Source organism: Ensifer sp. CCNWLY38 (assembly GCF_037120565.1).
Taxonomy (GTDB): domain Bacteria; phylum Pseudomonadota; class Alphaproteobacteria; order Rhizobiales; family Rhizobiaceae; genus Ensifer; species Ensifer adhaerens_H.
On sequence record NZ_JBBBBO010000013.1, the window covers coordinates 23,430 to 48,918 of the forward strand.

The 25,489-nt window shown below is 62.9% G+C and carries 22 protein-coding genes and 2 pseudogenes; 8 read left to right on the forward strand and 16 right to left on the reverse strand.

The window, feature by feature from the left end; translation table 11 throughout:
* Position 1: 1 nt before the first annotated feature.
* The 5 genes from V7S54_RS25215 to V7S54_RS25235 are packed head-to-tail and all read right to left on the reverse strand — an operon-like array spanning position 2 to position 5,650.
* Complete coding sequence (locus tag V7S54_RS25215; protein ID WP_336409058.1) at positions 2-1,630, reverse strand: ABC transporter substrate-binding protein; 1,629 nt, start codon at positions 1,628-1,630, stop codon at positions 2-4.
* A gap of 27 nt (positions 1,631-1,657) precedes the next feature.
* Positions 1,658-2,608: a LysR substrate-binding domain-containing protein gene (locus V7S54_RS25220; RefSeq protein ID WP_336409057.1), complete on the reverse strand. Its 951-nt coding sequence runs from the start codon at positions 2,606-2,608 to the stop codon at positions 1,658-1,660.
* Positions 2,609-2,644: 36 nt separating this feature from the next.
* Positions 2,645-4,093, reverse strand: a complete 1,449-nt coding sequence (locus V7S54_RS25225; RefSeq protein ID WP_336409056.1) for an NAD-dependent succinate-semialdehyde dehydrogenase — start codon at positions 4,091-4,093, stop codon at positions 2,645-2,647.
* Between the two features lie 3 nt (positions 4,094-4,096).
* On the reverse strand, positions 4,097-4,603 hold the full coding sequence (fae, locus tag V7S54_RS25230) for a formaldehyde-activating enzyme (protein WP_065374822.1): 507 nt from the start codon (positions 4,601-4,603) through the stop codon (positions 4,097-4,099).
* Positions 4,604-4,630: 27 nt separating this feature from the next.
* Positions 4,631-5,650 (reverse strand): aldo/keto reductase, encoded by a 1,020-nt coding sequence (locus V7S54_RS25235; protein ID WP_336409055.1) that lies wholly within the window; start codon positions 5,648-5,650, stop codon positions 4,631-4,633.
* 274 nt (positions 5,651-5,924) lie between these two features.
* Between V7S54_RS25235 and V7S54_RS25240 the strand changes: the two genes are divergently transcribed.
* The 4 genes and pseudogenes from V7S54_RS25240 to tsaA all read left to right on the forward strand — a co-directional run bounded on the left by V7S54_RS25240 (position 5,925) and on the right by tsaA (position 9,306).
* Positions 5,925-6,962, forward strand: coding sequence for an iron ABC transporter substrate-binding protein (locus tag V7S54_RS25240; RefSeq protein WP_336409054.1), 1,038 nt, complete (start codon positions 5,925-5,927; stop codon positions 6,960-6,962).
* A gap of 23 nt (positions 6,963-6,985) precedes the next feature.
* Entirely contained in the window at positions 6,986-7,993 is a 1,008-nt protein-coding gene (locus V7S54_RS25245; RefSeq protein WP_336409053.1) for a FecCD family ABC transporter permease, read from the forward strand.
* Positions 7,990-8,805: an ABC transporter ATP-binding protein gene (locus V7S54_RS25250; RefSeq protein ID WP_336409052.1), complete on the forward strand. Its 816-nt coding sequence runs from the start codon at positions 7,990-7,992 to the stop codon at positions 8,803-8,805. Before V7S54_RS25245 ends, V7S54_RS25250 begins: the two co-directional genes overlap by 4 nt.
* Positions 8,789-9,306, forward strand: a pseudogene (gene tsaA / locus V7S54_RS25255) (tRNA (N6-threonylcarbamoyladenosine(37)-N6)-methyltransferase TrmO). Before V7S54_RS25250 ends, tsaA begins: the two are co-directional and overlap by 17 nt.
* 58 nt (positions 9,307-9,364) lie before the next feature.
* On the opposite strand, the gene V7S54_RS25260 reads toward tsaA, so the two are convergent.
* From V7S54_RS25260 to V7S54_RS25290, 7 genes are all read right to left on the reverse strand, one after another.
* The gene (locus V7S54_RS25260) at positions 9,365-9,571 is read right to left on the reverse strand and encodes a TOBE domain-containing protein (protein ID WP_034799649.1); all 207 of its coding nucleotides are present in this window, start codon (positions 9,569-9,571) and stop codon (positions 9,365-9,367) included.
* Between the two features lie 167 nt (positions 9,572-9,738).
* A complete protein-coding gene (gene xth, locus V7S54_RS25265; protein WP_336409051.1) occupies positions 9,739-10,512 on the reverse strand; it encodes an exodeoxyribonuclease III in 774 nt (257 codons plus the stop codon).
* A 13-nt stretch (positions 10,513-10,525) separates the two neighbouring features.
* Positions 10,526-11,167, reverse strand: a complete 642-nt coding sequence (locus tag V7S54_RS25270) for an alpha/beta hydrolase family protein (RefSeq protein WP_336409050.1) — start codon at positions 11,165-11,167, stop codon at positions 10,526-10,528.
* 1 nt (position 11,168) lies between these two features.
* Positions 11,169-12,254 carry a tetratricopeptide repeat protein gene (locus V7S54_RS25275; RefSeq protein WP_336409049.1) on the reverse strand — a complete coding sequence of 362 codons (1,086 nt, stop codon included), beginning with the start codon at positions 12,252-12,254 and terminating at the stop codon, positions 11,169-11,171.
* The gene (gene ku, locus V7S54_RS25280; protein WP_065374812.1) at positions 12,254-13,144 is read right to left on the reverse strand and encodes a non-homologous end joining protein Ku; all 891 of its coding nucleotides are present in this window, start codon (positions 13,142-13,144) and stop codon (positions 12,254-12,256) included. The genes V7S54_RS25275 and ku overlap by 1 nt, the downstream gene beginning before the upstream one ends.
* A gap of 26 nt (positions 13,145-13,170) precedes the next feature.
* Positions 13,171-15,633, reverse strand: coding sequence for a DNA ligase D (ligD, locus tag V7S54_RS25285; protein WP_065374811.1), 2,463 nt, complete (start codon positions 15,631-15,633; stop codon positions 13,171-13,173).
* A 150-nt stretch (positions 15,634-15,783) separates the two neighbouring features.
* The gene (locus V7S54_RS25290; protein WP_065374858.1) at positions 15,784-16,380 is read right to left on the reverse strand and encodes an SIS domain-containing protein; all 597 of its coding nucleotides are present in this window, start codon (positions 16,378-16,380) and stop codon (positions 15,784-15,786) included.
* Between the two features lie 269 nt (positions 16,381-16,649).
* Here V7S54_RS25290 and V7S54_RS25295 point away from each other — a divergent pair, with 269 nt between their 5' ends.
* The gene (locus V7S54_RS25295; RefSeq protein ID WP_065374810.1) at positions 16,650-17,297 is read left to right on the forward strand and encodes a TetR/AcrR family transcriptional regulator; all 648 of its coding nucleotides are present in this window, start codon (positions 16,650-16,652) and stop codon (positions 17,295-17,297) included.
* A 155-nt stretch (positions 17,298-17,452) separates the two neighbouring features.
* Positions 17,453-19,723, forward strand: a complete 2,271-nt coding sequence (locus tag V7S54_RS25300) for a methyl-accepting chemotaxis protein (protein ID WP_065374809.1) — start codon at positions 17,453-17,455, stop codon at positions 19,721-19,723.
* A 45-nt stretch (positions 19,724-19,768) separates the two neighbouring features.
* Here the strand turns inward: V7S54_RS25300 and V7S54_RS25305 are convergent, their stop codons facing one another.
* Positions 19,769-20,512 carry an SDR family oxidoreductase gene (locus V7S54_RS25305; protein ID WP_065374808.1) on the reverse strand — a complete coding sequence of 248 codons (744 nt, stop codon included), beginning with the start codon at positions 20,510-20,512 and terminating at the stop codon, positions 19,769-19,771.
* Between the two features lie 99 nt (positions 20,513-20,611).
* On the opposite strand from V7S54_RS25305, the gene V7S54_RS25310 reads away from it, so the two are divergent.
* Positions 20,612-21,514 (forward strand): AraC family transcriptional regulator, encoded by a 903-nt coding sequence (locus tag V7S54_RS25310; protein WP_065374807.1) that lies wholly within the window; start codon positions 20,612-20,614, stop codon positions 21,512-21,514.
* Positions 21,515-21,539: 25 nt separating this feature from the next.
* Positions 21,540-21,704, forward strand: a pseudogene (locus V7S54_RS25315) (YqaA family protein); the annotation flags it as partial.
* 41 nt (positions 21,705-21,745) lie between these two features.
* Here V7S54_RS25315 and V7S54_RS25320 read toward each other — a convergent pair.
* Genes V7S54_RS25320 through V7S54_RS25330 form a run of 3 tightly spaced genes read right to left on the reverse strand, consistent with a single transcriptional unit; the run spans position 21,746 to position 25,439 of the window.
* Positions 21,746-23,188 (reverse strand): amidohydrolase family protein, encoded by a 1,443-nt coding sequence (locus V7S54_RS25320; protein WP_065374805.1) that lies wholly within the window; start codon positions 23,186-23,188, stop codon positions 21,746-21,748.
* A complete protein-coding gene (locus tag V7S54_RS25325) occupies positions 23,181-24,287 on the reverse strand; it encodes an amino acid ABC transporter permease (RefSeq protein ID WP_065374804.1) in 1,107 nt (368 codons plus the stop codon). Before V7S54_RS25325 ends, V7S54_RS25320 begins: the two co-directional genes overlap by 8 nt.
* Before the next feature lie 3 nt (positions 24,288-24,290).
* Positions 24,291-25,439: an amino acid ABC transporter permease gene (locus tag V7S54_RS25330; protein ID WP_058324940.1), complete on the reverse strand. Its 1,149-nt coding sequence runs from the start codon at positions 25,437-25,439 to the stop codon at positions 24,291-24,293.
* Positions 25,440-25,489 lie beyond the last annotated feature (50 nt).

Genomic DNA, 25,489 nt, shown 5'->3' on the forward strand with positions numbered 1-25,489 from the left:
ATTACGCCTGGGCGAGCCAGATGCCGTCCATGCGGAAATAGTCCGCCGGGTGCAGCTTGTAATTTCTGACCTTCTTGGACGTTGCGCAGAAGCGGCTCGGCCAGTAGGCCTGCACCATGACGGCGTTGTCCTGGAGGATCTGCTCGACCTCTTTCATCGCCTCGCTGCGCTTTGCCGGATCGACCACCGCCATCGCCTTGTCGAGCGCTGCGTCGAATTCCTTGCTGGCAAAACGGCTCTCGTTCCAGGCGCCGCCGGAGCGATAGGCAAGATCCAGCGTCATCGAGCCGAGCGGGCGATGGGCCCAGTAGGTCAGACCAAAGGGAACCTTGTCCCAGACCGGCCAGTACTGCGAGGCCGGAAGCACGTTGAGCTTCAGCCGGATGCCGGCTTCGGCCAGGTTCTGCTGCAGTACCTGGGCGGTGTCCTGCTCCCATTTGCCCTGCGTATTGCCGAGCGTGATCTCGATGTCGAGCCCGTCCTTGTAGCCGGCCTCGGCAAGCAATGCCTTCGCCTTCTCGACATCACGGGTGACCGGTTCCAGCGGGAAATAGTCGGGCTGCGTCGGAGAGACGTGCACGTTGGCACCGATCACCCCCTCGCCGCGATAGGCGACGTCGAGCATCTGCTTGTTGTCGGCCGCGAGCTGGATAGCCTTGCGGACGCGGACGTCGTCGAACGGCTTGGCGTCCACCTGCATGCGCATGACCAGCGTATGCGCCGGATTGGCCTTCAACACATGGATGTTCGGCAGCGACTTCATCAGGTCGTATTCGGCAATGCTGGCGCGATAGATCACGTCGATCTGCCCGCTTGCGAGAGCCGCCAGATGCGTCGTCACATCGGTGCCCATGTCGATGTAGTGGATCTCGTCGAGGTGCGCCGGCGTTCCCCAATAGTCCGCCCGCTTGGTGAACACGGCCTGACGGCCGACCTCGAAGCTCGCGAGTTTAAACGGACCAGTTCCGATCGGGTTCGCCGGCCAGTTCGCGCCGTCCTTGACGAAATTAAGATGCACCATCGGGCAGGTGTAGGAATAAAGCTGCTCGGGCAGCGAGGACACACCACGCGACAGCGTGATGCGTACGCTGTGATCGCCGGTCTTCTCCACCTTCTCGACGGCGGAAAATGCCGTCTTGTTCGAAGACTGCGAGTCCGGCGCTATCCAGCGCTCGATGTTGAAGATCACATCCTCGGGAGTGAAGGCGTCGCCGTTCGACCACTTGGCGCGCTCGTCCAGTTCGAAGTCCCAGACCTTCAGGTCCTCAGACGGCGTCCAGCTCTTGGCAAGGTAGGGATGGGTGATGTTGTCGGCATCGACGTAGGTCAGAAATTCGAGGCAGTTGCGATAGAGGTTGGAAGCCTCGATCCAGCTCGAAAGCATCGGATCGGTCAGCTCCTGGGTCTGGCAGGCAAAGCGCAGTTTGCCACCGTCAACGGGCGTTTCCGTTTGGGCAAACGCCTCGCCCTTCATGCCGGCAAAGGCACTGGCCGATGCGACGGAGACGCCGAGCCAGGCGCTGGCGCGCAGGAACGAGCGGCGGTCGATCGCGCCGGAGCGGACTTGCTCAACCAGGTCCTTGACGGACGAATGAAGCGGTTGGCCGCTGTTTGTCTTCAGATCTTTCATGTTTCCTCCTCCATGATTTGATTTTGTTTAGGCGCTGTCGGTCCCACCGATCACGCGCAAGCCTCTGCGGTGGCCATCCGGCCGACCGTTGTTTCTGAACCGACTGATGAGCCAGGAGCGGAACCCGGCGATCAGCGGGTCCGCCAGCCCGTCGGCATCGATTTTGAGGTAGTAGCCAAAGCCCTCGTAGTAGTCGGCATCGAAGGGTGCGGCGAGCCGCCCGCTCTCGAGTTCCTCCCGGAAGAGCACCGGATCGACAAGCACAAGGCCGTGTCCCGAAAGCACGTACTGGACGGCGAGACTGGCGCTGTCGAAGGTCACGCCGCGATCGGTCGAAACATCGGTGATGCCGTTCTGCAGCACGAAACGCTGCCACATGTGGTGCGGATCGAGATCGACGATCTTGATATGGACGATCTCGTTTTCGGCGATGAAGGCAGCGATATCGGCCGAACCATTGCGCGTCAGATCCGGGTGGCAGAGGATCGTCGGACGCTCCTCCCAAAGAAGGTCGGTGATCCACTCGTCGACTGTCGGCCGCGTATAGACCACGGCAAGATCGAACTCGCTGTTCGGCCCGCCATAAGGCGTCGAGACCTCAAGCAGCACCTCCGGGAAGCTGCGCCGGAAATCGGTGAGCAGCGGCACGGTAAGCTTCATGGCGAAGCTCGGCGGCAGGTTGATGCGCAGCTTGCGCTTCTGCCCGTCGCTTTGGCCAACCTCCCGGAGCGCCTGCTCGATCCGGTCGAAACCCTTGACCACGCCTGACAGCAGCGCCCGGCCTTCGACCGTCAGCGCGATCGACTTGTGCCCCCGCTCGAACAGCTTGTGGCCGAGCGTTTCCTCCAGCCCGATGACATGGCGCGAGAGCGCGCTCTGCGAAATGTTGAGAGCATTCGCGGCGTCGGTGAAGCTGTTGTAGTGCGCCACGGCCTCGAAGGCGCGCAGGGCATTGAGAGGGAGGCGACGGCGATCCATGGTCGGATCCTTTCTGTTCGGGCGGGGAGCGATCTCTTACAGTACCGAGAGCCCTCCGAAGAGCACGTATTTGCTTTCCAAATACTCATCGAGGCCTTCGCTTGCGCCTTCACGGCCGAGACCCGATTGCTTGATTCCGCCAAAGGGCGCGACTTCGGTCGAAATCACCCCTTCATTGATGCCGACCATGCCCGCTTCGAGCGCACCGGCAACACGCCAGGCGCGGCCGATGTCACGTGTGAAGAAATAGGCAGAAAGTCCTGTTTCCGTTGCGTTTGCCAGCGCGATCGCCTCGTCTTCGCCGCGGAACCGGAAGAGACCGGCCACCGGTCCGAAGGTTTCCTCCTGCGCCAATGCCATGTCCGGCGTCACGTCGCGAAGAACCGTCGGGGCGTAGAACAGACCGCCGCGCTGGTGGGGCCTGCCTCCGGTCAAGACGCGCGCGCCCTTGCCCGTCGCATCGGCGACGTGGCGCTCGACCTTGGTAAGTGCGACCGCGTTGATCAGTGGCCCCTGCGCGGCACCATCTTCCACACCGGGTGCAACCTTCAGCGCCGAGACGGCCTCGCTGAGGGCGGCGGCATAGCGGTCGTAGATCCCGTCCTCGACCAGGATTCGGTTGGCGCAGACACAGGTCTGTCCGGTGTTGCGGAACTTCGAGGCGATCGTGCCGCGAACCGCAAGCTCGATATCGGCATCGTCGAAGACGATCAGCGGCGCGTTGCCGCCGAGTTCGAGGCTGACGCGTTTCACCGTGTCGGCGCATTGCCGCATCAGCAGCTTGCCGGTCGCAGTCGACCCGGTGAAGGAAAACTTGCGCACGACCGGGCTTGCCATCCAGACGCCGACGACGTCTGCCGGGCTCTTGGTCGTGACTATGCTGACGACGCCGGCGGGAACGCCGGCCTCCTCGCCAAGACGGGCGAGCGCCAGTGCCGAAAGCGGCGTGTCTTCAGCAGGCTTGATGACGATCGTGCAGCCGGCCGCAAGCGCCGGACCGATCTTGCGGGTGATCATCGCCAGCGGGAAATTCCAGGGCGTGACCGCCGCGACGACGCCAACCGGTTCCTTCATAACGACGATGCGAGCGTCGCTCCGGTGCGGCGGCACGACGCCGCCGTGGGAGCGGCGGCCTTCTTCCGCAAACCAGGTCAGGAAGCCGGCGGCATAGGCGACTTCGCCACGGGCCTCCGCCAGCGGCTTGCCCTGCTCGGCAGTCAGGAGGCGTGCAAGCTCCTCCTGCCGGGCGAGCATCAACCCGGCCCAGCGGCGCAGCACGTCGGAGCGCTGGGCGGCCGTGGTCTGCCGCCAGCTCCGAAATGCGATCTCAGCAGCATCCAGCGCCTGCTGCGCCTCCGTGGCTCCGCAATCGGCAACCCGTGTGATCTCGCTCCCGTCGGCGGGGTTGAGGACGGAAAACCGCTTCTCGTAGGTGGCGTCTTTCCACTCTCCGCCCACCAGGGCCTGGCGTTCGATAAGCTGCATGGATCAGGCAGCCTTCGGCGTGAAGAAAGGATTGCCGACGGTCAGCAGACCCTGCTTCAACTCGTCGCGCGAGGGCCAGTTGCGCGTCAGTGCGCGCTTGGCGGCCATGTGCGTCGCAGTCTTGTTGTGCGCGTATACCGCTTCTGCGTCATCGGCCGTCGGGTTCACCCAAACCGCCGCGATCGCCAGCCAATCATCCTCGGCTTCGGCGGGCAGCGTGCCGTCGAGCAGTGCCGCGGTGATCCCCGCTGCAACGCCCGCCTGGGCCGGGCCCCAGGTCATCGTCTCATGCGTACCGGGCTGCAGCACGGCCTTGGCAATGAAGAGCGTCACCGGCTTTGCCGGCAGGTTGGGTTTCAGGATCGCCTGGAAAGGCAGGTGGCCGGGGCCAGGGCTTGCCGCAGCGGTCGCCAGAGCGCCCGCGATCGGACCATCCTTCGGACCGAGATAGAGATTGATATGCGCTGCATTGGGGCCGGAGCCCTCGAAACCTTCGCCGATGTAAAGCACGGGTATTCTCCAGAATGAGGAAATCGATCAGGACGCCACGGCCAGGGGCGCAGCCGGCACCGAAAGCGCGCGCGGACGGCGGACCGGGTTGTAATCGTTGATCATGTCGCGCGGCCGGTAGGGCTCCTCGAGATAGGCGCGGTCGCCGGCGTCGAGTTCGATCTTCGCCGCCTCGAGCGCGCCCCCGACCTGCTCGGCGCTTTCGGCGCCGAAGATCGGTACCGTGCTGTTGCCGGAGCCGATGACCCAGGCCTGGGCGATCTGGCTTGCGGTCTTGCCGTACTTGCGCGCCAGTTCGTTCACCCGGCGGGCGATCTCTTGGTCGATCTCGTCGCCGAACCAATCGAGGTAAAGATCATGCGCGATGCGGGGGGCGGAGCCGCCGCCGGCAAGATAGCCGCGTGCCAGCGGCGAGAAGGTCGTGACCGCGATGCCTTCGTCCTTGCAGTAGGGCATCATCTCGCGCTCTTCCTCGCGGTAGAGCAGCGAGTACTGGCACTGCATGTTGATGAACGGCGTCCAGCCGTTCTTCTCGGCAATGTGGTTCATCTTGGCGAACTGCCAAGCATACATGGTCGAGGCACCGAGGTAGCGCGCCTTGCCGGATTTGACGATGTCGTGCAGCGCCGACATGGTTTCCTCGATCGGCGTGTCCGGATCGAAAGCATGGACCATGTAAATATCGACATAGTCGGTGCCCATCTGCTCCAGCGAACGGTCGATCGACTTCAAAAGGTGCTTGCGCGAAAGGCCCTTGTCGTTCGGGCTGTCGCTCATCGGATAGAAGGCCTTGGTCGTCAGCACCAGGTTTTCGCGGCTGGTCATCGACAGCAGCGTGCGGCTGACGACCCGTTCGTTGAGCCCGGTCGAGTACCAGTCGGCCATGTCGAAGAAATTGATGCCCGCGTCCAGCGCGGCCTTCAAGACCGGCACAGAGCGGCTTTCATCGAGAACCCAGCCCTTCCACTTGGAAGAACCGAGGCCCATGGTGCCAAGGCAAAGGGATGACGTCTTCAGGCCGGTCTGGCCAAAGCGAGTGTATTCCACGGCGATGTCCTAAAAGAGTTTCTCCTCGACCGGGACAATGTCGATGGCTCGCCGATTTGACAAATAGACTTATTCGATCGCGCCATCTCAAAAAGAGATTGGAAAAGAAGAGGATGGCAACGGCCGACCGCCGCTTGCCGGGATGCCGCAATGCGCACCGCCTGCGCCGCATCGTTCCGTTCGTTCGCTGCGATTTTTCAGGCAATATATTCCATGAGATATAACGGCGTGCCATAGTGCGCACCGACCGATCCCTCTCGCTATCGTGGCCTCCATGTTGAAATCTCTTGCGATAATCTTCTCTGCCATGCTCGGCCTTGCCTCGGCCGCTGCCGAGGCGCGTACGATCACCGACGCCGCCGGACGAACAGTCGAGATTCCAGACACCATCACCCGCGTGCTTGCCGCCGGTCCGCCGGCTTCGGTGCTGACCTATGTACTGGCGCCGGACAAGCTCGCCGGCTGGGTGCGTGAGCCAACAGATGAGCAAAAGGCATACCTGATGCCGTCGGTCCGCGACCTGCCGACCTATGGCCAGTTGACCGGTAAAGGTGGCAGCGCCAATGTCGAGGCGGTGCTCGCCGCCAAGCCGGATATCATTCTCGACGTCGGTGCTGTGAACGAGACCTACCGTTCGCTCGCCGACAAGGTGCAGGCGCAGACCGGCATTCCTTACGTGCTGATCGACGGCAGCTTCGCCGAGAGCGGCAAGACGCTGCGCGATGTAGGCGCCCTGTTTGGCGTGACCGAACGCGCAGAAACGCTCGCGACCTATGCCGATCAGCGGATCAAGGGCCTGAACGCCAGCCTTGCCAAAATCCCTGGGGATCAGCGGCCACGCGTCTACTATGGCCGCGGCCCGGAAGGGCTGGAAACCGGCCTTTCCGGTTCGATCAATGTCGAGATCCTCGAAGCCGTTGGCGCCGAGAACGTGGCGGCTGCCGCGGGCAAGGGCAGCTTGACTCAGGTCTCACTCGAACAGGTCCTGTCTTGGAACCCGGATTTCGTCATCGCCGCAAGCGGCAAGTTTGCGGCCTCGGTGAAGAAGGATCCGCTCTGGGGCGACGTCAAGGCAGTCGCCAACGGCCGGGTGTTCACCGCGCCGTCCCTGCCCTATGGCTGGTTCGATTCGCCGCCCGCCATCAACCGATTGATTGGCGTCGTGTGGCTGCAGAAGCTGTTCTATCCCGATAGCTTCAACGGTGATCTCGTGGCTGAGACCCGCGATTTTTACAAGCTGTTCTACCAGGTCGATCTGACGGACGAACAAGTGGCCATGCTGCTGAAGGGGGCGGTGCCCGCTTCGAAATGAACCGGAGACAGGAAACGTCGGAAATGATCGCGGACGAGAGCAAGGGCCGCCTCTGGCTTTTCGTCGGCGGGCTCTTCTTGCTGGCTCTGGTGTCGATGTCGATCGGTAAATATGCCGGCCCGTCGGAGATTTGGCGCGCGCTACGCGCCGCCGCCTCGGGGGAGGCAACCGACCCCGTGCTCTCAACAGTGCTCTGGAACGTGCGGCTGCCGCGGGTCGTGGGAGCACTGCTGGTCGGCGCGGCGCTCGCGGCAGCGGGCGCCACCTATCAGGGACTGTTCCGCAATCCCCTTGTCTCCCCCGACATTCTCGGCGTTTCCGGCGGCGCGAGCCTCGGCGCCGTCGTCGGCATCTTTCTCTCCGTGCCGGTCCTCGCAATCCAGGCGATGAGTTTTGCCGGAGGGCTGCTGGCGGTCGCCGCTGTCTATGCCGTGGGCGTGGCGATCCCCGGACGCGATCCGGCCCTGACATTGGTGCTGGCGGGGATCGCCATCGGCGCCCTGGTCGGCTCAGGCATAGCGCTGATCAAGATCCTTGCCGATCCCTACGACCAGTTGCCGGCGATCACTTACTGGCTGCTCGGCAGCCTGACGGCGATCACCCGTCTCGACGTGGCATCGATCCTGCCGGCGCTGCTGATCGGGCTGGTGCCGCTTGTGCTGCTTCGCTGGCGCATGAACCTGATGACGCTCGGTGACGAGGAGGCCCAGACGCTAGGCATCGACACGCGCCTCACCCGCGCGGCCCTTGTCGCTGCGGCAACGCTGATCACCGCGGCCGCCGTCTCCATTTGCGGCATCATCGGCTGGATCGGCCTCGTCATCCCGCATATTGCGCGCATGCTGGTCGGTCCGGATTTCCGCCGGCTGCTGCCCGCCTCGATGGTTTTAGGGGGCGCGTACCTGTTGATCGTCGACATGCTGGCGCGCAGCATCGCGCTTATCGAAGTGCCGCTCGGCATCCTGACGGCCGCCGTCGGCGCGCCGTTCTTCCTGTGGCTGCTCGCTTCCGGCCGGAGGGCCTGGCAATGACGCTCGAGATCAGGGATCTCGCCTTTGGCTATGGTGCTCGGACCGTGGGTGAGGATATCTCCTTGTCGCTTGCGGCCGGAGAGGTTCTGGCCCTGCTCGGCCCCAACGGCACCGGCAAGACGACGCTGTTCAAGACCGTTCTCGGCCTTCTGCCGGTCAAGGCCGGCGACATTCTCCTGGACAAGAAGCCGCTTTCCGCCTGGTCCCGACGTGAGCGCGCCAAACAAATCGCCTATGTTCCGCAGGCGCATGCGGCGCTCTTCCCCTTCACAGTGCTGGAGGTAGTGCTGATGGGCCGAGCCCCTCACCTCGCACCGTTTTCTTCGCCTGACTCCCGCGATCACCGGATCGCAATGGAAGCGCTTGACGGGCTTGGCATGACTCAGCTCGCGGCACGGCCCTACACCGAGATCAGTGGCGGCGAGCGCCAGATGGCTCTGATTGCCCGCGCGCTTGCGCAGGAACCCTCCATCCTCGTCATGGACGAGCCGACGGCCAATCTCGACTACGGCAACCAGATGCGGGTTCTCTCGCACATCCGGGCGCTGGCGGCGCGCGGGCTCTCGGTCGTGCTCTCGACGCATAATCCGGATCATGCCTTTCTGGTCGCAGATCGCGTCGCCCTCCTCCACGCCTCGAAGCTTGCAGCACTCGGCGTGCCGAAGGCCGTGTTGACACCCGCTGCCCTGAAAAAACTCTACGACATCGATGTGGTGATCGGCTCGATCGACGGCAGCGCGGCCTGCCTGTGTGCGCCACGGTTGGCCGAACACTCTATAGGGAAAGGAGCAGACTATGGTTCGCCAGAATGAAATCCGTGAGAACGAGGTGGCGGTGGAACCGCCCGCGGCAACCGATGCCGGCCTCGTCTTCATCGGCCGCATCGCGACACCCTGGACCTCGCGCATGGAAACGCCGCGCCAGGGCCGCCATGACGGTCCGCTCGCATCGAAATCTTCGATCCCTGGGTTCTGGCGCTGAAGGGCGTGGAAGCGTTCGAGCGGCTGGAGATCCTCTACTGGCTCGACCGATCACGGCGCGACCTGGTGTTGCAAAGCCCCGCCAGCAACGGTGAAGTGCATGGGACGTTTTCGCTGCGCTCGCCCGTGCGCCCCAATCCGATCGGCACGTCGATCGTCAAGCTTGAAGCTGTGGAAGGCTCAACGCTGCTCGTGCGCGGTCTCGACTGCCTCGACGGCACACCCCTTATTGACCTGAAGCCCGACCGGACCCTGTTCAAGCCGATCGCGCCGCCTCAGCGCGGCGACTTCGAGACCGACGACCGCGGCCCGCATCATTGCCAGAAGGCGTGATCCGATGCCGATCCGGATGGGCGCGACGGAAGACCCCACGCGCCCTTCCTTAGACTTGTCAGTCAATCCCAACCATGACGTCCGAAGCCTTGATGACCGCGTAGGCCTCGCCGCCGACCTTCAGACCCAACTCGTCAACCGACTCGTTGGTGATTGCTGCAGTCACGATCGAGCCGCCGACGTCGATACGAACGTGGGCGGTGGTAGCGCCCTTGATCACTTCGACGATCTTGCCCTTGAGGCGATTGCGTGCACTGATTTTCATGCGGTTCTCCTTTGTGTTGGTTAGCTTGGACGTTCGCGGTTCGGCGCATCCATCCACCTGCCGGACCGGGTGTAATCCGGATGAAGTCTGCGAATAGCCGCTGACGATGCGAAACACTGTCATCGCTGCGCGCAGACTCTCAGCTTCACTCCCGCGATATCGCCACATCAATCGCGCAGCGTGATCCATACCGGCGCGTGGTCGCTCGCGCCCTCCATGCCGCGAACCTCGCGGTCGATGCCGGCGCCAATGAGCTTGCGGGACAGCTTGCGGCTGAGCAGCATATGATCGAGCCGGAGCCCCGCGTCGCGCTGCCACCGGTTCCGGCGATAATCCCAGAACGTAAAAAGCTGTTCCTTCGGATAGACCTTGCGCAGCGCATCGAGCCAGCCCTGATCAAGAAGCGCACGGAACGCCTCACGGCTTTCCGGCTGCACCAGCGCGTTGTCGTCGTAGGAGCTTGTCGGGTAGATGTCGCGCAGCTCCGGCACAATGTTGTAGTCGCCGGCAAGCACAACAGGCACATCGAGAGCGAAGAGTTCGGCGGCATGTTTGGCCAGGCGCTCATGCCAGGCGAGCTTATAGGCGAACTTGGGGCCAGGCTGCGGGTTGCCGTTGGGCGCATAGAGGCAGGCAACCAGGACGCCGCTGACGGCAGCCTCGATATAGCGAGCCTGGTTGTCCGAGGGATCACCGTCGAGCCCGACGCGGGTCAGGACCGGCTCGCTGTCGCGAGCGAGGATCGCCACGCCGTTCCAGGCGGATTGCCCCTGCCAGACCGCGCCATAGCCGGCCGCCTCGATCGCCGAGCGCGGAAACTGGCGGTCGGTCGCTTTCAATTCCTGCAGGCAAACGATGTCAGGCTTCGCCTCGTCTAGCCAGGCGATCAGGTTATCGAGCCGCTTGTTGATGCCGTTGATGTTGAAGGTGGCGATCTTCATCCCGGCGGTCAGATCAGCGCGTCAGTCGGGCGGCCCAGGCCGCCACCGCATCGGCCACGGTCCTTAAGTGATCGGCCGCCGAAAAGCCGGAAAGGCTCTTGCGCGGCTTCAGGTCATGGTCGCCGTCCTCGAGCCACAGGACTTCGATCGCGTCGGAAAGCGTATAGCCCGGAACCTCCTCGCGGGTGCCGAACTCGTCACGGGTCCCCTGACAGATCAGGGTTGGCGTCTTCAGCCCAGCCAAATGTTTGGTGCGCAACTGTTCGGGCTTTGCCGGCGGGTGGAAGGGATAGCCGAGGCAGAGCAGCCCGGTGATCTTGCCGGACGCGTGGAGTTGGTCGGCGACCATGCTCGCAACTCGCCCACCCATCGACTTGCCGCCGATGATGAGCGGCCCCTTCGAATCAAGCGCTTCGATGGCGGCGACATATTCCGGATTGAGCGTCTCGGCGCGCGGCGGGGGCTTGCGCCCGTCCGACGTCCGCCGCGCCGCCATGTACCCGAACTCGAAGCGGGCGACGCGGAAGCCGACGGCTGCAAGCGCCCTGGCGGTCGCGGTCATCGAGGCGGAATCCATCGGCGCGCCGGCGCCATGGGCTAGAAGGATGGTGACATCAGCATCATCAGGTCCGTCGAAAAGGAATTTGTCGCCCATATCAGCCCGCTGTCCTTGGACGGCCTTGCAGATCGACATACTGCACGCCGCGTTCCGCCGTTCGCGCCCATTCGCTATCGCTATCGAGTTCGAGATAGCGGCTCCACCAGCGCCTGGCTTCGCCGAGATCACCGGCATCGAATTCGAGTTTCGCCAGATTGAATATGGCGTCGGCATAGTCGCCGTCGAGCTCGATTGCCTTCCTGAGGTGCCTGCGGGCAGCGTCGATCCGTCCCCGTTCACTCATCAGCCCGGCAAGGTTGAACCACGCCTCGACGAAGGATGGATCGAGCTTGATGGCGCGGGCGTAGTCATGCGCCGCATCCAGCTCCCGTCCCGCAGCCTTCAGGCAATTGGCACGGTTGAAAGCCGCAACCGAATCCGTCCGGTCCATGGCGAGATAGCGCTGATAGAAGGCGGCAGCCTCCTCGTAGTCGCCATTCGCCTCCGCCTCCTCGGCCAAGTCGAAGAGATCTTCCAGGGCGGCATCATCGGGCGTGCCGAGATCGAAGAGCAATTGCCCGTTGAGCTCGCTCAGCCCCTCGGCACTCCGCGCGTAGATCGCATCGGGACCGCCACTATGCAGCGAAAGCGCCGTCAACGAAGCGACCTGTCCCGAACGATGAACGGATCGGGCGATTGCACTCCAATTCGCGCCGCTTCCAATCAGTTCCGCATACTTTCTGGCGAGGATGAGGTCGCGGAAAGAAAAGGGCTCGCTGTCATGCTCGAAAGCATCGAACAAGCATAGGAGATCGAAGGTCCGCGGAGAAAGTTTGGCCTGATCGATCAGAGACTGACGTGTGAGTGCGGACGCTATAGGCACCGACATCAGCCCGAGGAGACGAAGGAATCCGTTCTCGCTGACGAGCCATCGCCCCGCCGCATGTTCCGCATCGAAACGGGCTTCGATCTCCGCTTCGCTCGACTTCGCTAGCAGGTTCCGGCCGAACACCAGATACGTCGTCTGGCGCGTGACGCCGCGCCGCAAGTGACCGAACTGTCGCTCCACTTCCCGCGCCACAAGTCGCCGCGGGAAGGCCGAGAGGCCCCCGACGATACCGAATGTCTGGCCTGCAACGGCCATCAGGCTTTCTTCTTCGCGGTCGGTTTTGCCGCCGTCCGCTTGGCCGCAGCCGGGGTTGCCGCCTTGGCCGTTTCCTTCGCCGCCGGCTCGGCCTTGGACTTGCTCTTCGCCGGTGGCTTCGACTGCGACAGGCTCGCCTTCAGGGCATCCATGAGATTGATGACGTTGCCACGTTCCGGTGCTGCCGCAATGATCGGCTTATGACCTTTGAGCTTCTCGCGGATCATCTTCATCAGCGCGATCTCGTAACGATCCTCATAGTTCTTCGGATCGAAGACCGTCATCTTCTGCTGGATCAGCGCTTCGGCAAGCTGCAGCATTTCCGGATCTGGATGACCGACAGGGATGTTGCCAAAATACTCAGCAGTTCCACGCACTTCGCTCGGATTTCTCAGAGTACACACGAACATTCCGGTTTCGCGTGAACCGATCGTCACAACCCGCTCGCGGCTCGAAAGCACCAGACGCGCGATCGCGAGTTTGCCGCTTTTTTTCAACGCCTCACGCAGCACGACGAAGGTTTCCTCCGCCATCGCGCCGTCGGGCGCCAGGTAATAGGGCGCGTCCTGGTAGATCACATCGACGGACCCTTCATCGACGAAGGCCTCGATGTTCATGGTGTGGTTGGACTCGATCCTGACGCTATCGAGATCAGCGTCCTCGATGATGATGTATTTCTTGTCTTCGTATTCGTAACCCTTGACTAGGTCCGAGCGCTCGACGAGGCCGAGCTCCGGGTCGACCGGTTTCATGTTGATCCGGTTGTGGGTGTCCTTATGAAGCTGATTGAAGCTGATGCGTTCGCTCGAGCTGGTCGCCGGATAGAGCCTCACGGGGCAACTGACGAGACTGAGTTTAAGGTAACCTTTCCAACTTGCCCTGGGCGCCATGATTGTCTCCTACGCGGCCAAACGCACTACGTCCTCGTTTCGGACAGAAGCGGCAAATCCTTGGCAAAGTCGTCGATATCCGCCCAGGGATCGCCGAATGTATCCAGAAGTCCAGGCAGCGAAGAATAGTTCAAATCCTCAGGAGCGTCGATAGTCTCCAGATCCGCCCAGGCGAGCGGCGTCGAGGCGGGTAAGTTCGTGCGCGCCCGCAGCGAATAGGGTGCGGCCGCCGTATGGCTGCGGGCATTGCGGTGAAAATCGATGAAGATGCGCTTGATGCGGTTTTCCTTGCCCATGGTGGTGGTGAAGGTTTGTGGCGCGGTCGCAGCCAGCCGTGTCGCGATCGCGCTCGTCGCCTGGTGCGTCTTCTTCCAGTCGAGTTTCGGCGTGACCGGCACGACCACATGGATGCCGCTGCCGCCGGATGTCTTGACGAAGGGAACGAGGCCGAGCGCTTCCAGCTCACCGCGGATATGGACGGCTGCCTCGACCACATCGCGCCAGGCGATGCCCTGGCCGGGATCGAGATCGAAGACGATGCGGTCGGGTTTTTCCAGCCGCTCACGCTTCGTGCCCCAGCTATGAAGCTCGATCACGCCGAACTGAGCGAGCGCGAGATAGCCCTTCGTGCCTTCGATCGAGAGGAAGGAATTGGTTTCGCCTTCGGAGTTGGTCGAGTTGAAGCTGATGATCGAGGGCGGCATGCCGGTAAAGGGATGACGCTGGAAGAAGCAGTCTGCACGCTTTCCCGTCGGGCAACGGAAGAGAGACACCGGCCGACCGAGGATATGCGGCAGCATGAAGTCGCCAACGAGCGCGTAGTAGACGGCTATATCGAGCTTGGTCGGTCCGGATCTGCCGAATACCCGGCGATCAGCATTGGTGACCTGGATACTCGCGAGATCGGCATCCGTGATCAGCCGCTTGCGCGTTGCGCGCGCCGGTGCCGAAAGCTCGACGTCGCGCAGCCCCTTGAACACCGCATGGCGCAGGACATTGTCGGTCGTCCGGTTGGAATAATGGATGCGGGCGCTCAGCACCGGCCGAACCCAGGTGATTTCCTTCGGCGCGCCTTCCAGCGCCGCCGCGTCGCCGCGCAGCGCCTCCAGCCGGATGAGCAACTGCCTGGCCGTCGCCGCATCGAAACCGGTTCCGACCTTGCCGCGATAGTGCAGCTCGCCCTCCTCCCATTCGCCGAGAGCGAGAGAAGCAAGGCCTTCGGCCGCCTCGGAAGTGGTGTATCCGGCGATCACGAAATCACCGAACTGGAGCGCCTTCGTCTTGGCCCAGGTCTGCGTGCGACCGCTCCGGTAGGGTGCCGAGGCGCGCTTCGACACGATCCCCTCCAGCCCCAGCTCCGAGGCTTGGTCGTAGAGCCCATGTCCATCGCCTTCGACATGGTCGCTGAACTGGATGGCCGAACGGCTGGAGACCTGCCCCTCGAGCAGTTGCGCCAGCAGCGCCTTGCGCCTTTCCAACGGGACCTCGGTCAGATTCCACCCATCGAGATGGAGGATATCGAAAGCATAGAAGACGAGCTTGCTGTCGACACCGGTCGAAAGCGCGTCCTGCAGCAGCGCGAAACGGCTGATGCCCTTGTCGTCGAGAACGACGATCTCGCCGTCGATGATCGCCTCGCGGCAGGGCAGCTTCCGGAAGGCATCGGGAAGGTCGCCGTAGCGCTTCGTCCAGTCCAGCCCGCTGCGGGTGATCAGCTTGATGTTGCCGTCCGAGACATCCGCCATCGTCCGGTAGCCATCGAACTTGATTTCATGCAGCCAGACTTGGCCGTCCGGCAGGCCGCCCGGCGGCTTCGGTGTTGGGCTGGCAAGCTGCGGCTCGATCCGCTGCGGCTTCGGGCCCTTCACCGCACCCGGCAGCGCGCCGGGTTTGAGAACTACCCGCTTTGCCGGCTTCTTCGGCGGCTCGACCAGTTCCTCGATCCGCCTGCCGCTTTTCACGCTTTCGGGACGCGACGTCAGGATGTCGACATCAGCTTCGGCTGCAAGGTCATGTTCCTTGAAAAGCAGCCAGTTACGTTGGTCTTCCTCCCCCTGCTTCGGTTTCAGCCGCGTCAGCATCCAGCCGCCATTGAGCTTTTCACCGGCCAGGCGGAATTTGAAGGCGCCTGTCCTGAGGCTCTTGTCGATATCGTCCATCGGCGCCCAGACGCCGGTATCCCAGACGATCATTGGCCCGCCGCCATATTCGCCTTCCGGAATGACGCCCTCGAAGTCGATATAGTCGAGCGGATGATCTTCGGTCTCGACCGCCAGACGCTTGTCGGCGGGATTGAGCGACGGCCCCCTGGGGACCGCCCAGCTTTTCAGCACATCACCGACCTGAAGCCTGAGGTCATAGTGATCGGCCGTGGCGTGGTGCTTGTGCACGACAAAACGGTTGCCCTCCCCGCCGGTTCTCCCAGCAGGCTCCGGCGTCCTGGAAAAATCCCGCTTTGCGCGGTAGGCCGTGAGCTTCGACGTCGCCATATCGCAAAGCTAGGGCGTGTTCGCGGAGGTCGCAATATCGTAGCCGGAGTAGATTGGGTGGCGGCCTCTCCGCCGCCGCGCTGACCTATGCATAAGCGGGCGAGAAAAGGGGGCGGAGCCGTGGGTGGGCCAACCCGCCCGATTACCGCGCTACACGTTGTCTATGCGAGCCGAACGCCCCAGATAGCCGCCGTGATGGCGCGCTCCGTACTCGCTCCTGGTAAATCCTCTGGTTTCCATAACGGCCATGGCGATGGCATCGCTCACCGCCAACATAACCGCGATGCTGGAGGTGGGCGTCATGCCGATCGGGCATCCCGACTCTTCAACTTCTCCCATGTTGAGGATGACGTCACAGCTTTCTCGAAGCGAAGAGTCTGGGTGCGATGTGACGCCGATATGCTTCGCTACACCCAGATGGCTCGAAAGTTCGATGATCTCCAACACTTCGCGGGATTTGCCGCTGGTCGAGAACGCGATCATTATATCGTTCCTACCTACGACTCCCAAATCGCCGTGTGCCGCTTCGGCCGGATGCAGAAACACAGCAGGTGTACCGGTGGAGCACAACGTCGCTGCAAACTTGTTGGCTATATGCCCTGCCTTGCCGATACCGGTGGTGAGTACTTTTCCTTGGCATCCCAAGATGGCGTGGACCGCCTCCTCAAAATGCTCATCGATCGCTACTGCAAGGATTGCCGAGGCTTCGGCCTCGAGCACCTTTCGCATACGTTGCTTTATATCCAATGATATAGCCTTTCTTACGAGGACGATTGCCGGGGCTCCCCCAAGGACCGCGCCAAGCTGATTACAACTATTCTTTGCAAAAGGCGTCTGCCACGTTACGCACATCGAAAGAGATCCGGCAACAATCAACGCGGCACGGCACAATCGGCCCGTTTACCAGAATATCCGCCACCGGGGAACTGTGCGGCTATCCACACGCCGACTTCGGAAAACATTTGCTTTCCCATCTGGCAACGACTAAAAATCGCCAAGGAATTTGGAAAGTCATCATGGTCGAAAAGAAGAAATCGCCGCGTTCCCGCGGCCGACCCCAGGTCCGATCCGACGACGAGACCCGCAAGGTGATCATCCTTGCCGCCGAAAGGCAATTCTGCGACCTCGGTTATGAGACAGCCAACATCAACGTCATCGCCCAGAATTCCGGCGTCTCCACCAAGACGCTCTATCGCCTCTTTCCCACCAAGGCCGATCTCTTCGAACGTGTCATCGCGCTCAGGATCTCTGAGTTCGCGCTCGAAGCCGACGAAGAGCATCTCGACGCCGTGAGCGTGAAGACCGGTCTCGTGCAGTTGCTTGCCGCCTATGGGCACCTCGTGCTGGCGGCAGACACGATCGCCATCATACGTCTGGTGCTCGCCGAGGCGGAGCGCTTTCCGGAGATCGCCGCCACCTTCTGGGAGCAGGCAATCGAGCGGACAAACGCCACGCTGGAGCGCTGGCTCAGGGCGCAAGCGGCTCTCGGTCGCCTCGTGATCGACGATCCGTATCTGGCGGCGGGCATGCTGCGCGGCATGATGGCGATGGAGCCGCAACGCGCCGTCATGATGGGCCGCATCGGCAGCATTGACGAAGCGACGATCATGGCGCGCGCTGAGAGCTGCGCGCAGGTCTTTCTGACCGGCACCCTGCCGAGATAAGTCCACGGCTAAACTTTCGCCTTGTCATCCGGACGTCATCAAACTGTAACATGCGACCGTATAACTCTCCGCGCGGGAGCTGTCCCGCCGGGCGCATGAGGCGTCGCGACCAGCCCTTTGGCATGGCCTCCTCCCCTTCAAGCCCGGTGATTGTTATGCGTTTGTCCGCGAAGCTACCCCTCGCAGCGGCGGCTCTGGCTGCCTTCTCCATTGCTGCCACCAGTCTTGCCAGCCTGACGGTCAGCGGCGACCTGTCGTCGCGCGCGGCAATCGAGAAGCTGGAGGCGCTCGCCGATGCCCGCCGCAACGAGCTTCGCCACTATCTCACCACCGTGGAAAACGACTTGCGCAATCTGCAAGCGCAGAAATCTGTCGCCAAGGCGCTCAGCGACCTGAATGGCGCTGCCGCCAAGTTCGGCGACAAGACCGAGAGCGAATTGCAGCGCCGCTATCTGACGGAAAACCCCAATCCCGATGACAAGCGCGCCCTCTACAGTACCGCTGGCGTCGATGACTACGACGTGCTGCATGCGCGCTATCACCCGTTTTTCCGCCGCTTCGCGGAAGCCCACGGCTATCGCGACGTGCTGCTCGCCAATCTCAGCGGTGACGTTGTCTACTCCCTCAACAAGAAGGGCGACTTTGCCGTCAGCCTCAAGGACGGATCCTGGAAGGACACGGGGCTTGGCCGCATCTTCCGCGAGACGGCCGAGGGAACAGACAAGACCAAACTGGCCTTTGCGTCCTATGAGGCCTATGCGCCGCTCGGCGACAGCCCTGCGGCGTTCATCGCCATCCCGCTGGAATCGATCGACGGCAAGATCGGCGCCTTGATCCTGGAGATGCCGGACGCGCGCATCGGAGAGATCGTCGGCAACCGCACGGGCCTTGGCGAGACTGGCGAAACGATCCTTCTCGACGGCAACGGATTTTTCCTCACTGACAGCGCTACCACACCCGACAACGATATCCTCAAGGCCCGAATCGCGCCGGACCAGCCGGCGAAAGATGGCATCGTCAGCAGCAAGCTCGCCGATTTCCGTGGTGAGGAAGCGCAGATGGCTGCCACCAGCCTCGATGCTTTCGGCACCCGCTGGACCATGGCCGCGGTCATGACTTCACGGGAAGCCTTTGCCGCCGTCACCGCCTTGCGCAACTGGACGCTCGCGACGGCTCTGGCCGTCCTCGCGGCGGCGCTGGCAATTTCCATCTGGTATTCACGCCGGCTGACGCGCCCGATCACCGGTCTCGTTCAGGACATGAGCCAACTCGCCGACGGCGACACGACGATCGGCGGCGTCGGCCGGGACCGCAAGGACGAGATCGGCGACATGGCCCGTTCCGTCCTCGTCTTCCGCGACGCGCTTCTCGATCGCGCCCGCCTTGAAACCGAGGCGGCGGAAACACGGACGATGATCGAAGAGGAACGACAAGTCCGAGAGATGACCCAGTCCGAGGTGTCGCGCCAGATCAACGAGGCCGTGGAGATGCTCGCGTCGGGGCTCGAACGGTTGTCACAAGGCGACCTGACCGCACGCATCGACCGGCCCTTCGGAGCCGGTTTCGACCGTCTGCGCTCGGACTTCAATCTGTCGCTGGAAAGCCTTGCCGTCACGCTTGGTGACGTGAAGGCGAGAAGCGCTGAGATCGACGGCGAGACCGGCGAGATGCGCGACGCCATCGGCCAGCTCGCCAAGCGCACCGAACATCAGGCGGCGACATTGGAGGAAGCAACTGCGGCCTTGAGCGCCATCACCGCCACCATCGGGCGCACGGCCGAACACGCCTCATCGGCCACGACAATCGCCGCTGCGGCTAAAGCGAGCTCCGACCGCTCCGGTCAGGTGGTCATCAACGCCGTCGGCGCCATGGCCCAGATAGAAAAGGGATCGGTCGCCATTTCCCAGATCATCGGCACCATCAACGACATCGCGTTCCAGACCAACCTGCTGGCCCTGAATGCGGGGGTCGAAGCGGCCCGTGCCGGCGAAGCGGGCAAGGGCTTTGCGGTCGTCGCGCATGAAGTGCGGGAGCTGGCACAGAAATCCGCCCTCGCCGCCCGGGAAATCAAGGCGATTATCACCACGTCGGCAGAGGAAGTGACGAAGGGCGTTTCGCTGGTGCGGGCGGCAGGCGATGCGCTCGACGAGATCTCCGGCCAGATCCATGCCATCAACGAGCAGACACAGCAGATTGCCGGCGACGCGCGCGACCAGGCGAACGACCTGCAGCACATCAACCAGACCATGCTGTCGCTGGACGCCGTGACGCAGCAGAACAATGCGATGGTCGAAGACAGCACCGCCATGACTCTTCGGCTCTCAAACCAGGCATCCGGCCTCTTCGATCTCGTCGAACGCTTCCGCACGACATCCGGCGCGCGCAACCAAACGGAGACGGACGCTCGTCTCCGTCTGATCGCTTGACACCTGCCCGAACCGGGCTGCCGTGGCTCTCAAAGGAAGGCGAGATCAGCTCGCCTTGGCAAGCGCCAGGGCGTCGGCGCCGGCCGGGAAATGGAGCTGGCCGGACAGATCGTTCGCCGCCTGCCAAACAGCGCCCGCCACATCGGTCTCGGTCGTGACCAAGGGCGGGGCGGCAAACTGCGCGAAGATGGGTGCGGCGAGATCCGCGTAAGCCGCCGGGATCAGATCCTCCACGCGCATAGTGGTGTTGTGGGCGAAGCGGGTAGTCGGTGCGTAGCCGGGCTCGACCAGCTTAACCCTCACCTTGAACGCTTCCAATTCGTGGGCGAGCGAGCCGGTGAAGCCCTGGATCGCCGACTTGCTGGCGGTATAGGCTGCGGCGAGCGGCATGGAAGCAAGCGTCACGGTGGACGTAACGTTGACCACGACGCCCGACCGGCGGGCACGGAACTGCGGTATCACCGCCTGGGTCATGGCCATCACACCGAAGGTATTGGTGTCGAAAACCTTGCGGATATGGGACATCGGAGTCGCCTCGAAGGCGCCAACCACGCCGATACCGGCGTTGTTAACAAGCACATCGATCGGACCGGCTTCCTCGATCGCAGCCGCGATGCTGTCGCGATCGGTGACATCGAGGGCCAAGACACGCAACCGGTCGGAGTTCGGCAGAATGTCTCGCTGCGGTCGGCGCATCGTGGCGATCACGTTCCAGCCCTCGGCATGAAAGCGCCGCGCCGTCTCCAGCCCGTAACCGGAAGAGCAGCCGGTAATCAGTACGGTATTCATCGCGATTTCCTGTCAGTTGTTTCGATGGAAAAGAGATATCGCCTCCGCTCTGGACGCTCTACAGCTTGAAGTCCTGATTTCATTTGCTATCGTCCTGACATGGTCGATCCACTCTCGCAACTCATTCAGCTTCTTCGTCCGCGCACGGTCTTCACAAAGGGTATCAGCGGCGCCGGCCGCTGGGCCGTGCGCTATGCCGATTTCGGGCAGCCGAGCTTCTGCACCGTCATCGAGGGGGCTTGCCGGCTGGCTGTCGATGGCGAGGTACCGGCCACATTGGAGGCCGGAGATTTCGTGCTGCTGCCGGCAACGCCGGGTTTCACCCTTTCGGGGTTCGATCCGGTTCAGCCGACCTTCATCGACCCCAAGGGGATGCCGGCGCCGACCGGCGAGGTTCGCCACGGCAGGCAACACGGCGAACCGGACGTGCGCCTGCTCGGCGGCTATTTCGTCCTCGATTCGCCCGATGCCGGACTGCTTGTTTCGCTGCTGCCGACATTGATGCATCTGCGCGGGATCGACCGACTTTCGACACTCGTGTGTCTGGTGGGCGAAGAGGCGCGTGACGAACGACCAGGCCGGGACCTGGTGCTGGCACGGCTTGTGGAAGTCATGCTGATCGAGGCCCTTCGGTCTATTCAAGGCGAAAGCGCAACGCCCGGCCTGTTGCGCGGCCTGGGTGACCCGCGGCTGGCGGCGGCCATTCGGCAGATCCACGCCGATCCGGCCCATGCCTGGACGGTGGCGGAACTCGCGCGCGAGGCGGCACTCTCCCGCTCCGTGTTCTTCGAGCGCTTCACCCGCGCTGTTGGCGTGCCGCCGATGGAATATCTGCTCGTCTGGCGCATGGCGCTCGCCAAGGATCTGCTGCGGCAACGCGACGTCGATCTCGCCTCCGTCGCCGAACGTGTCGGCTACAGTTCAGCCAGTACCTTCAGCACAGCCTTCAGCCGTCATGTTGGGCAGCCGCCAAGCCGTTATGCACGCATGGCTGATGCTTAGCGGCGGCCACGCCTCGCCCTTCGTGTCGGCGATCGTTGCACGTGGCGCGCGCTTCTTCCTGCTTGCCTGGCTGCTGCGCCGCTTCGGCGAGGAGATCCGTGATTTTCTCGAGCGGCGGCTGAGCGCGTTGGCCGGTGGGGCGGCGGCGATCCTGATCTGCCTCTTCGCCGCCCACCGCCTTTTCTACTGATCTTTTCCCATCCGCTTTCTGGGGCTACGACGTTCCCTAGACTAACCGGCGATGGGTAAGGACAGCGGCGCGAGCGTCCGCATCCCGCGGCCCTTCGGATCGTTTTCGGGCGCCTTCCGGCAGGCGTAGTCCTGCGCCTCCTGAAGCTTCGCAAGCGCACCGTCATAGTCGATCAGGGTCGGCCGTCCGCCGCTGACGACGCAGGTTCCGTCAACATAGACCCGCTCGATCGCCCGCTCGGCTGCACAATGCAGGAGATTGCGCAGCGGATCGTAGACCGGCTGCATCGCGTGGTGGCGAAGATCGACCACGAGGAAATCCGCCTTGGAACCGACGGCGATGCGGCCGATGTCATCACGGCCGAGCGCCCTGGCGCCGGCGATGGTCGCAGCCTCCAGGATATCACCGGTCGCGACATCGAAGACGGACTTGCCGGACAATCGTGCGCAGATCATCGCCTGGCGCATTTCTTCCAGCATGTTGAAAGGATAGCTGTCCGTTCCGAGCGCGACGTTGACGCCGGCCCGACGGTAACGGCCGACAGATTCCAGCGCCATGCCGCTGCGCGAGAAGGTGACGGGGCAATGGGCGACGGTCGTTTGGCGATCGGCCAGAAGACGTAGGTCGATCTCCGTGCGCTGGCGCGTCCAGGAATGGACGTCGACGAAGATGCAATGGCCGAGGATCAGGTCCTTGCCGAGCAAGCCCAGGCTTTCGAGATATTGCACGGCCGTCAGTCCGTGCCGGCGCAACAGTTCCTCGTGCTCGGCCATGGTCTGGGCGGCGTGGATGGTGACCGGAACGCCGCGCTTGCGCGCCGCCGCCACCGCATCCTGCAGCAGCTCCGGCGAGCAGGTCTCGATCTGCGATGGCGCGACGACGCCGCCAAGCCGACCGGAGGGGTGCGCTGTCGCGGCATCGACGACCTCCAGAGCCCGAGCGAAAGCGTCGCGCCCACGCGCCTTGTCCCAGCGGAAATCGAGACGGTGGCTGTCTTCGACATGCCACTGCGCCTCGCGGAAGCCTGGCGCGACGAAGGCGCGTGCGCCGCTTCGCGCGAGCGTCGGCAGCCAGCTTTCATGCGGGCCGGCAATATCGAGCAGCGTGGTGACGCCGCTGCGCATCAGGTCGCCGACCATGACGGTCAGCGATGCCTCGATCGCGTCGTCGTCGATCTCCAGAAGGTTGGAGTATTCGTAGAGCGCATTGCCCCAAAGGCCTGCCGTGCCCATGTCCTCGAAGATGCCCTTGGAGATCGGCTCTTCGCCGGAGTGGCAATGGACATTGACGAAGCCCGGCATGATCATCCGGTCACGGCCGGAACTCTCGCTGTCGAACGGACCTTCGTAGTGACCGCCGACATGGACGAAGCCCTTGTCGTCATAGGCGATGTCGGCGTTGTGCAGATAGACGTGGCCATCGCGCTCGCTGTCGAAGGCGACGAGCGTGTGCACATTGCGGATGACATGGATCTCTTTAGTCATGCGAGGTCCTGAAGTATTGTTCGAGGAAACGGCTGTAAGCTCCCATGAGAGCACTGAAAATGAAATAGACGACGGCCGCGAAGACATAACCTTCCAGCACTGCGATGCCCTGCCATTCCGGATCGCGCATGGCGGTGCGGACGGTGTCGAGGAAGTCGAGCAGGCCGACGATGGTCACCAGTGTCGTATCCTGGAAGAACCCGATGAAGAGGCTGACGAGCGGCGGGATGACCTTCTTCAACGCCTGCGGCAGCACGATCTTGCGCATGATCTGCCAGTAGTGCAGGCCGAGCGAGTGTCCGGCCTCCACCTGCCCGTTGGGCACCGCCTGCAAGCCGCCACGGACGATCTCGGCGATATAGGCGGCGGCAAAGAGGATGATCGCCACCTGTGCGCGGATGAGCTTATCAATGGTGATGCCATCGGGCATGAACAGCGGCAGCATGACCGTTGCCATGAACAGGATGCTGATCAATGGCACGCCGCGCACGATCTCTATGAAGCTCACTCCCAGGATGCGGATGGCCGGAAGGCTGGAGGCGCGCGCAAGCGCGAGCGCGATCCCAAGCGGCAGCGCGCAGGCGAGGCCGATGAAGGAAAGCATGAAGGAGAGCGGCAGCCCGCCCCATTGCGTCGTCGGCACGACCGTCAGGCCAAAGAACCCGCCCGCCATCAGCATATAGAGCACCGGCAGGACGACTGCGATCCAGGCGATCAACAGCGCCCGTCCCCAGACCTTCGGGACCATCGAGACGACACAGGCGCCGAGAAACAAGAGCATCGCCGTCAGCGGTCGCCATTGCTCCTCGAACGGATAGAAGCCGAAGAAGATGTAGCGCATCTTCGCCGACAGGAACGGCCAACAGGCGCCATTTGTCACCTTGCATTCCGCCGGCGTGCCGACAAAGGTGGCATCGATGAACAGCCAGCCGATCGCCAGTTTCGCAACCGCGAAGATCGTGCCGAGGCAAAGGATGGTGATCAGCGCGTTGCCGGGTGTTCCGAAATAGGCGCTGAGCCAGCGACCTTTCGGTGCCGGTGGCGCCTCGCGATGGGACGTAAGCGATGCGTCGCCGATGAGGGTATCGACCTGTGTCATTGCTCAGCGCTCCCTCAGCGCGACCTTGGCATTGTACCAGTTCATCACCAGCGAGATGAGGATCGACAGCCCGAGATAGACGCCCATGAAAATGGCAATAGATTCAATCGCCTGCCCGGTCTGGTTCATAATCGTGTTCGAAACCATCACCAGGTCCGGATAGCCGATGGCGATCGCGAGCGAGCTGTTCTTGAAGACGGTCAGATAGGTGTTGGTTAGAGGCGGGATGATGATCCTCAGCGCCTGCGGCAGGATCACCAGCTTCAGGGTGCGCGCGCGTGACAGACCAAGCGCCGTCGCGGCCTCCCACTGTCCCTTGCTGACCGCCTGGATGCCGGCCCGGACGATCTCCGCAACGTTGGCCGACACGCTAAGCGTCAGCCCGAGGAGAAGCGCCACGAACTCCGGGCGCAGATGATAGCCGCCGCTCAAGCGGAACCGGCCGAGCTCAGGCACATCCCAGGTGACGGAAATGTTGGCGAGCAGCAATGCTGCCACGAGCGGCAGAAGAAGCGCGATCGTCGCGATCAAGGCAATCGGTCTGTCCTTGCCGGTGACGACGCGCCTGCGGCCGAGAATCCGTGCAACGGAAGCGGCCGCAGCGATGCCGACAACGAGAGCCGTGACCATTGCCGAAAATCCGCTCTCCCAGTGCAGGGCGGGCATGACCAGGCCGCTGTTCGACAGGAACACACCCGGAAGCATCTGGATCGCCTGCTTGACCGGCGGAAAGGTGGAGATGATCAGCGAGTACCAGAGCAGCAGGTAGAGCAGCAGCGGCACGTTGCGGAGGGCCTCCACATAGGCAAGCATCAGTCGCGACAGCACGGGATTGTGCGACAGCCGCCCGATGCCGACCAGCAGACCGAGAATGGTGCCCAGCAGTGCCGCGAGCAGCGAGACTTTGACCGTATTGGCAATGCCGACGAGGATCGCACGACCGATCGGATCGGTCGGCTCGTAGGTGATCGCGGTTTCCGTGATGACGAAACCGGCCTGGCGCGCCAGGAAGCCGAAACCGGTCGCGATATCCTGCTTGGCAAGATTGGCGCTTGCGGTGCTGAACATCACCCAGGCGATGAGCAGCACGACGCCGACGGCGATCACTTGATAGAGATAGGCGCGAATGCGCGCATCATAAAACAGGGGCATCGGCACCCGTCCCTTAGACAGGATCTACAGCGCCGCGGGTCTTGCCGGGC

Coding starts and splice junctions, on each gene's coding strand:
- V7S54_RS25215 (WP_336409058.1), bottom strand. CDS start 1,630: ATGAAAGATCTGAAGACAAACAGCGGCCAACCGCTTCATTCGTCCGTC.
- V7S54_RS25220 (WP_336409057.1), bottom strand. CDS start 2,608: ATGGATCGCCGTCGCCTCCCTCTCAATGCCCTGCGCGCCTTCGAGGCC.
- V7S54_RS25225 (WP_336409056.1), bottom strand. CDS start 4,093: ATGCAGCTTATCGAACGCCAGGCCCTGGTGGGCGGAGAGTGGAAAGAC.
- V7S54_RS25240 (WP_336409054.1), top strand. CDS start 5,925: ATGTTGAAATCTCTTGCGATAATCTTCTCTGCCATGCTCGGCCTTGCC.
- V7S54_RS25245 (WP_336409053.1), top strand. CDS start 6,986: ATGATCGCGGACGAGAGCAAGGGCCGCCTCTGGCTTTTCGTCGGCGGG.
- V7S54_RS25250 (WP_336409052.1), top strand. CDS start 7,990: ATGACGCTCGAGATCAGGGATCTCGCCTTTGGCTATGGTGCTCGGACC.
- V7S54_RS25260 (WP_034799649.1), bottom strand. CDS start 9,571: ATGAAAATCAGTGCACGCAATCGCCTCAAGGGCAAGATCGTCGAAGTG.
- xth (WP_336409051.1), bottom strand. CDS start 10,512: ATGAAGATCGCCACCTTCAACATCAACGGCATCAACAAGCGGCTCGAT.
- V7S54_RS25270 (WP_336409050.1), bottom strand. CDS start 11,167: ATGGGCGACAAATTCCTTTTCGACGGACCTGATGATGCTGATGTCACC.
- V7S54_RS25275 (WP_336409049.1), bottom strand. CDS start 12,254: ATGGCCGTTGCAGGCCAGACATTCGGTATCGTCGGGGGCCTCTCGGCC.
- ku (WP_065374812.1), bottom strand. CDS start 13,144: ATGGCGCCCAGGGCAAGTTGGAAAGGTTACCTTAAACTCAGTCTCGTC.
- ligD (WP_065374811.1), bottom strand. CDS start 15,633: ATGGCGACGTCGAAGCTCACGGCCTACCGCGCAAAGCGGGATTTTTCC.
- V7S54_RS25295 (WP_065374810.1), top strand. CDS start 16,650: ATGGTCGAAAAGAAGAAATCGCCGCGTTCCCGCGGCCGACCCCAGGTC.
- V7S54_RS25300 (WP_065374809.1), top strand. CDS start 17,453: ATGCGTTTGTCCGCGAAGCTACCCCTCGCAGCGGCGGCTCTGGCTGCC.
- V7S54_RS25305 (WP_065374808.1), bottom strand. CDS start 20,512: ATGAATACCGTACTGATTACCGGCTGCTCTTCCGGTTACGGGCTGGAG.
- V7S54_RS25310 (WP_065374807.1), top strand. CDS start 20,612: ATGGTCGATCCACTCTCGCAACTCATTCAGCTTCTTCGTCCGCGCACG.
- V7S54_RS25320 (WP_065374805.1), bottom strand. CDS start 23,188: ATGACTAAAGAGATCCATGTCATCCGCAATGTGCACACGCTCGTCGCC.
- V7S54_RS25325 (WP_065374804.1), bottom strand. CDS start 24,287: ATGACACAGGTCGATACCCTCATCGGCGACGCATCGCTTACGTCCCAT.
- V7S54_RS25330 (WP_058324940.1), bottom strand. CDS start 25,439: ATGCCCCTGTTTTATGATGCGCGCATTCGCGCCTATCTCTATCAAGTG.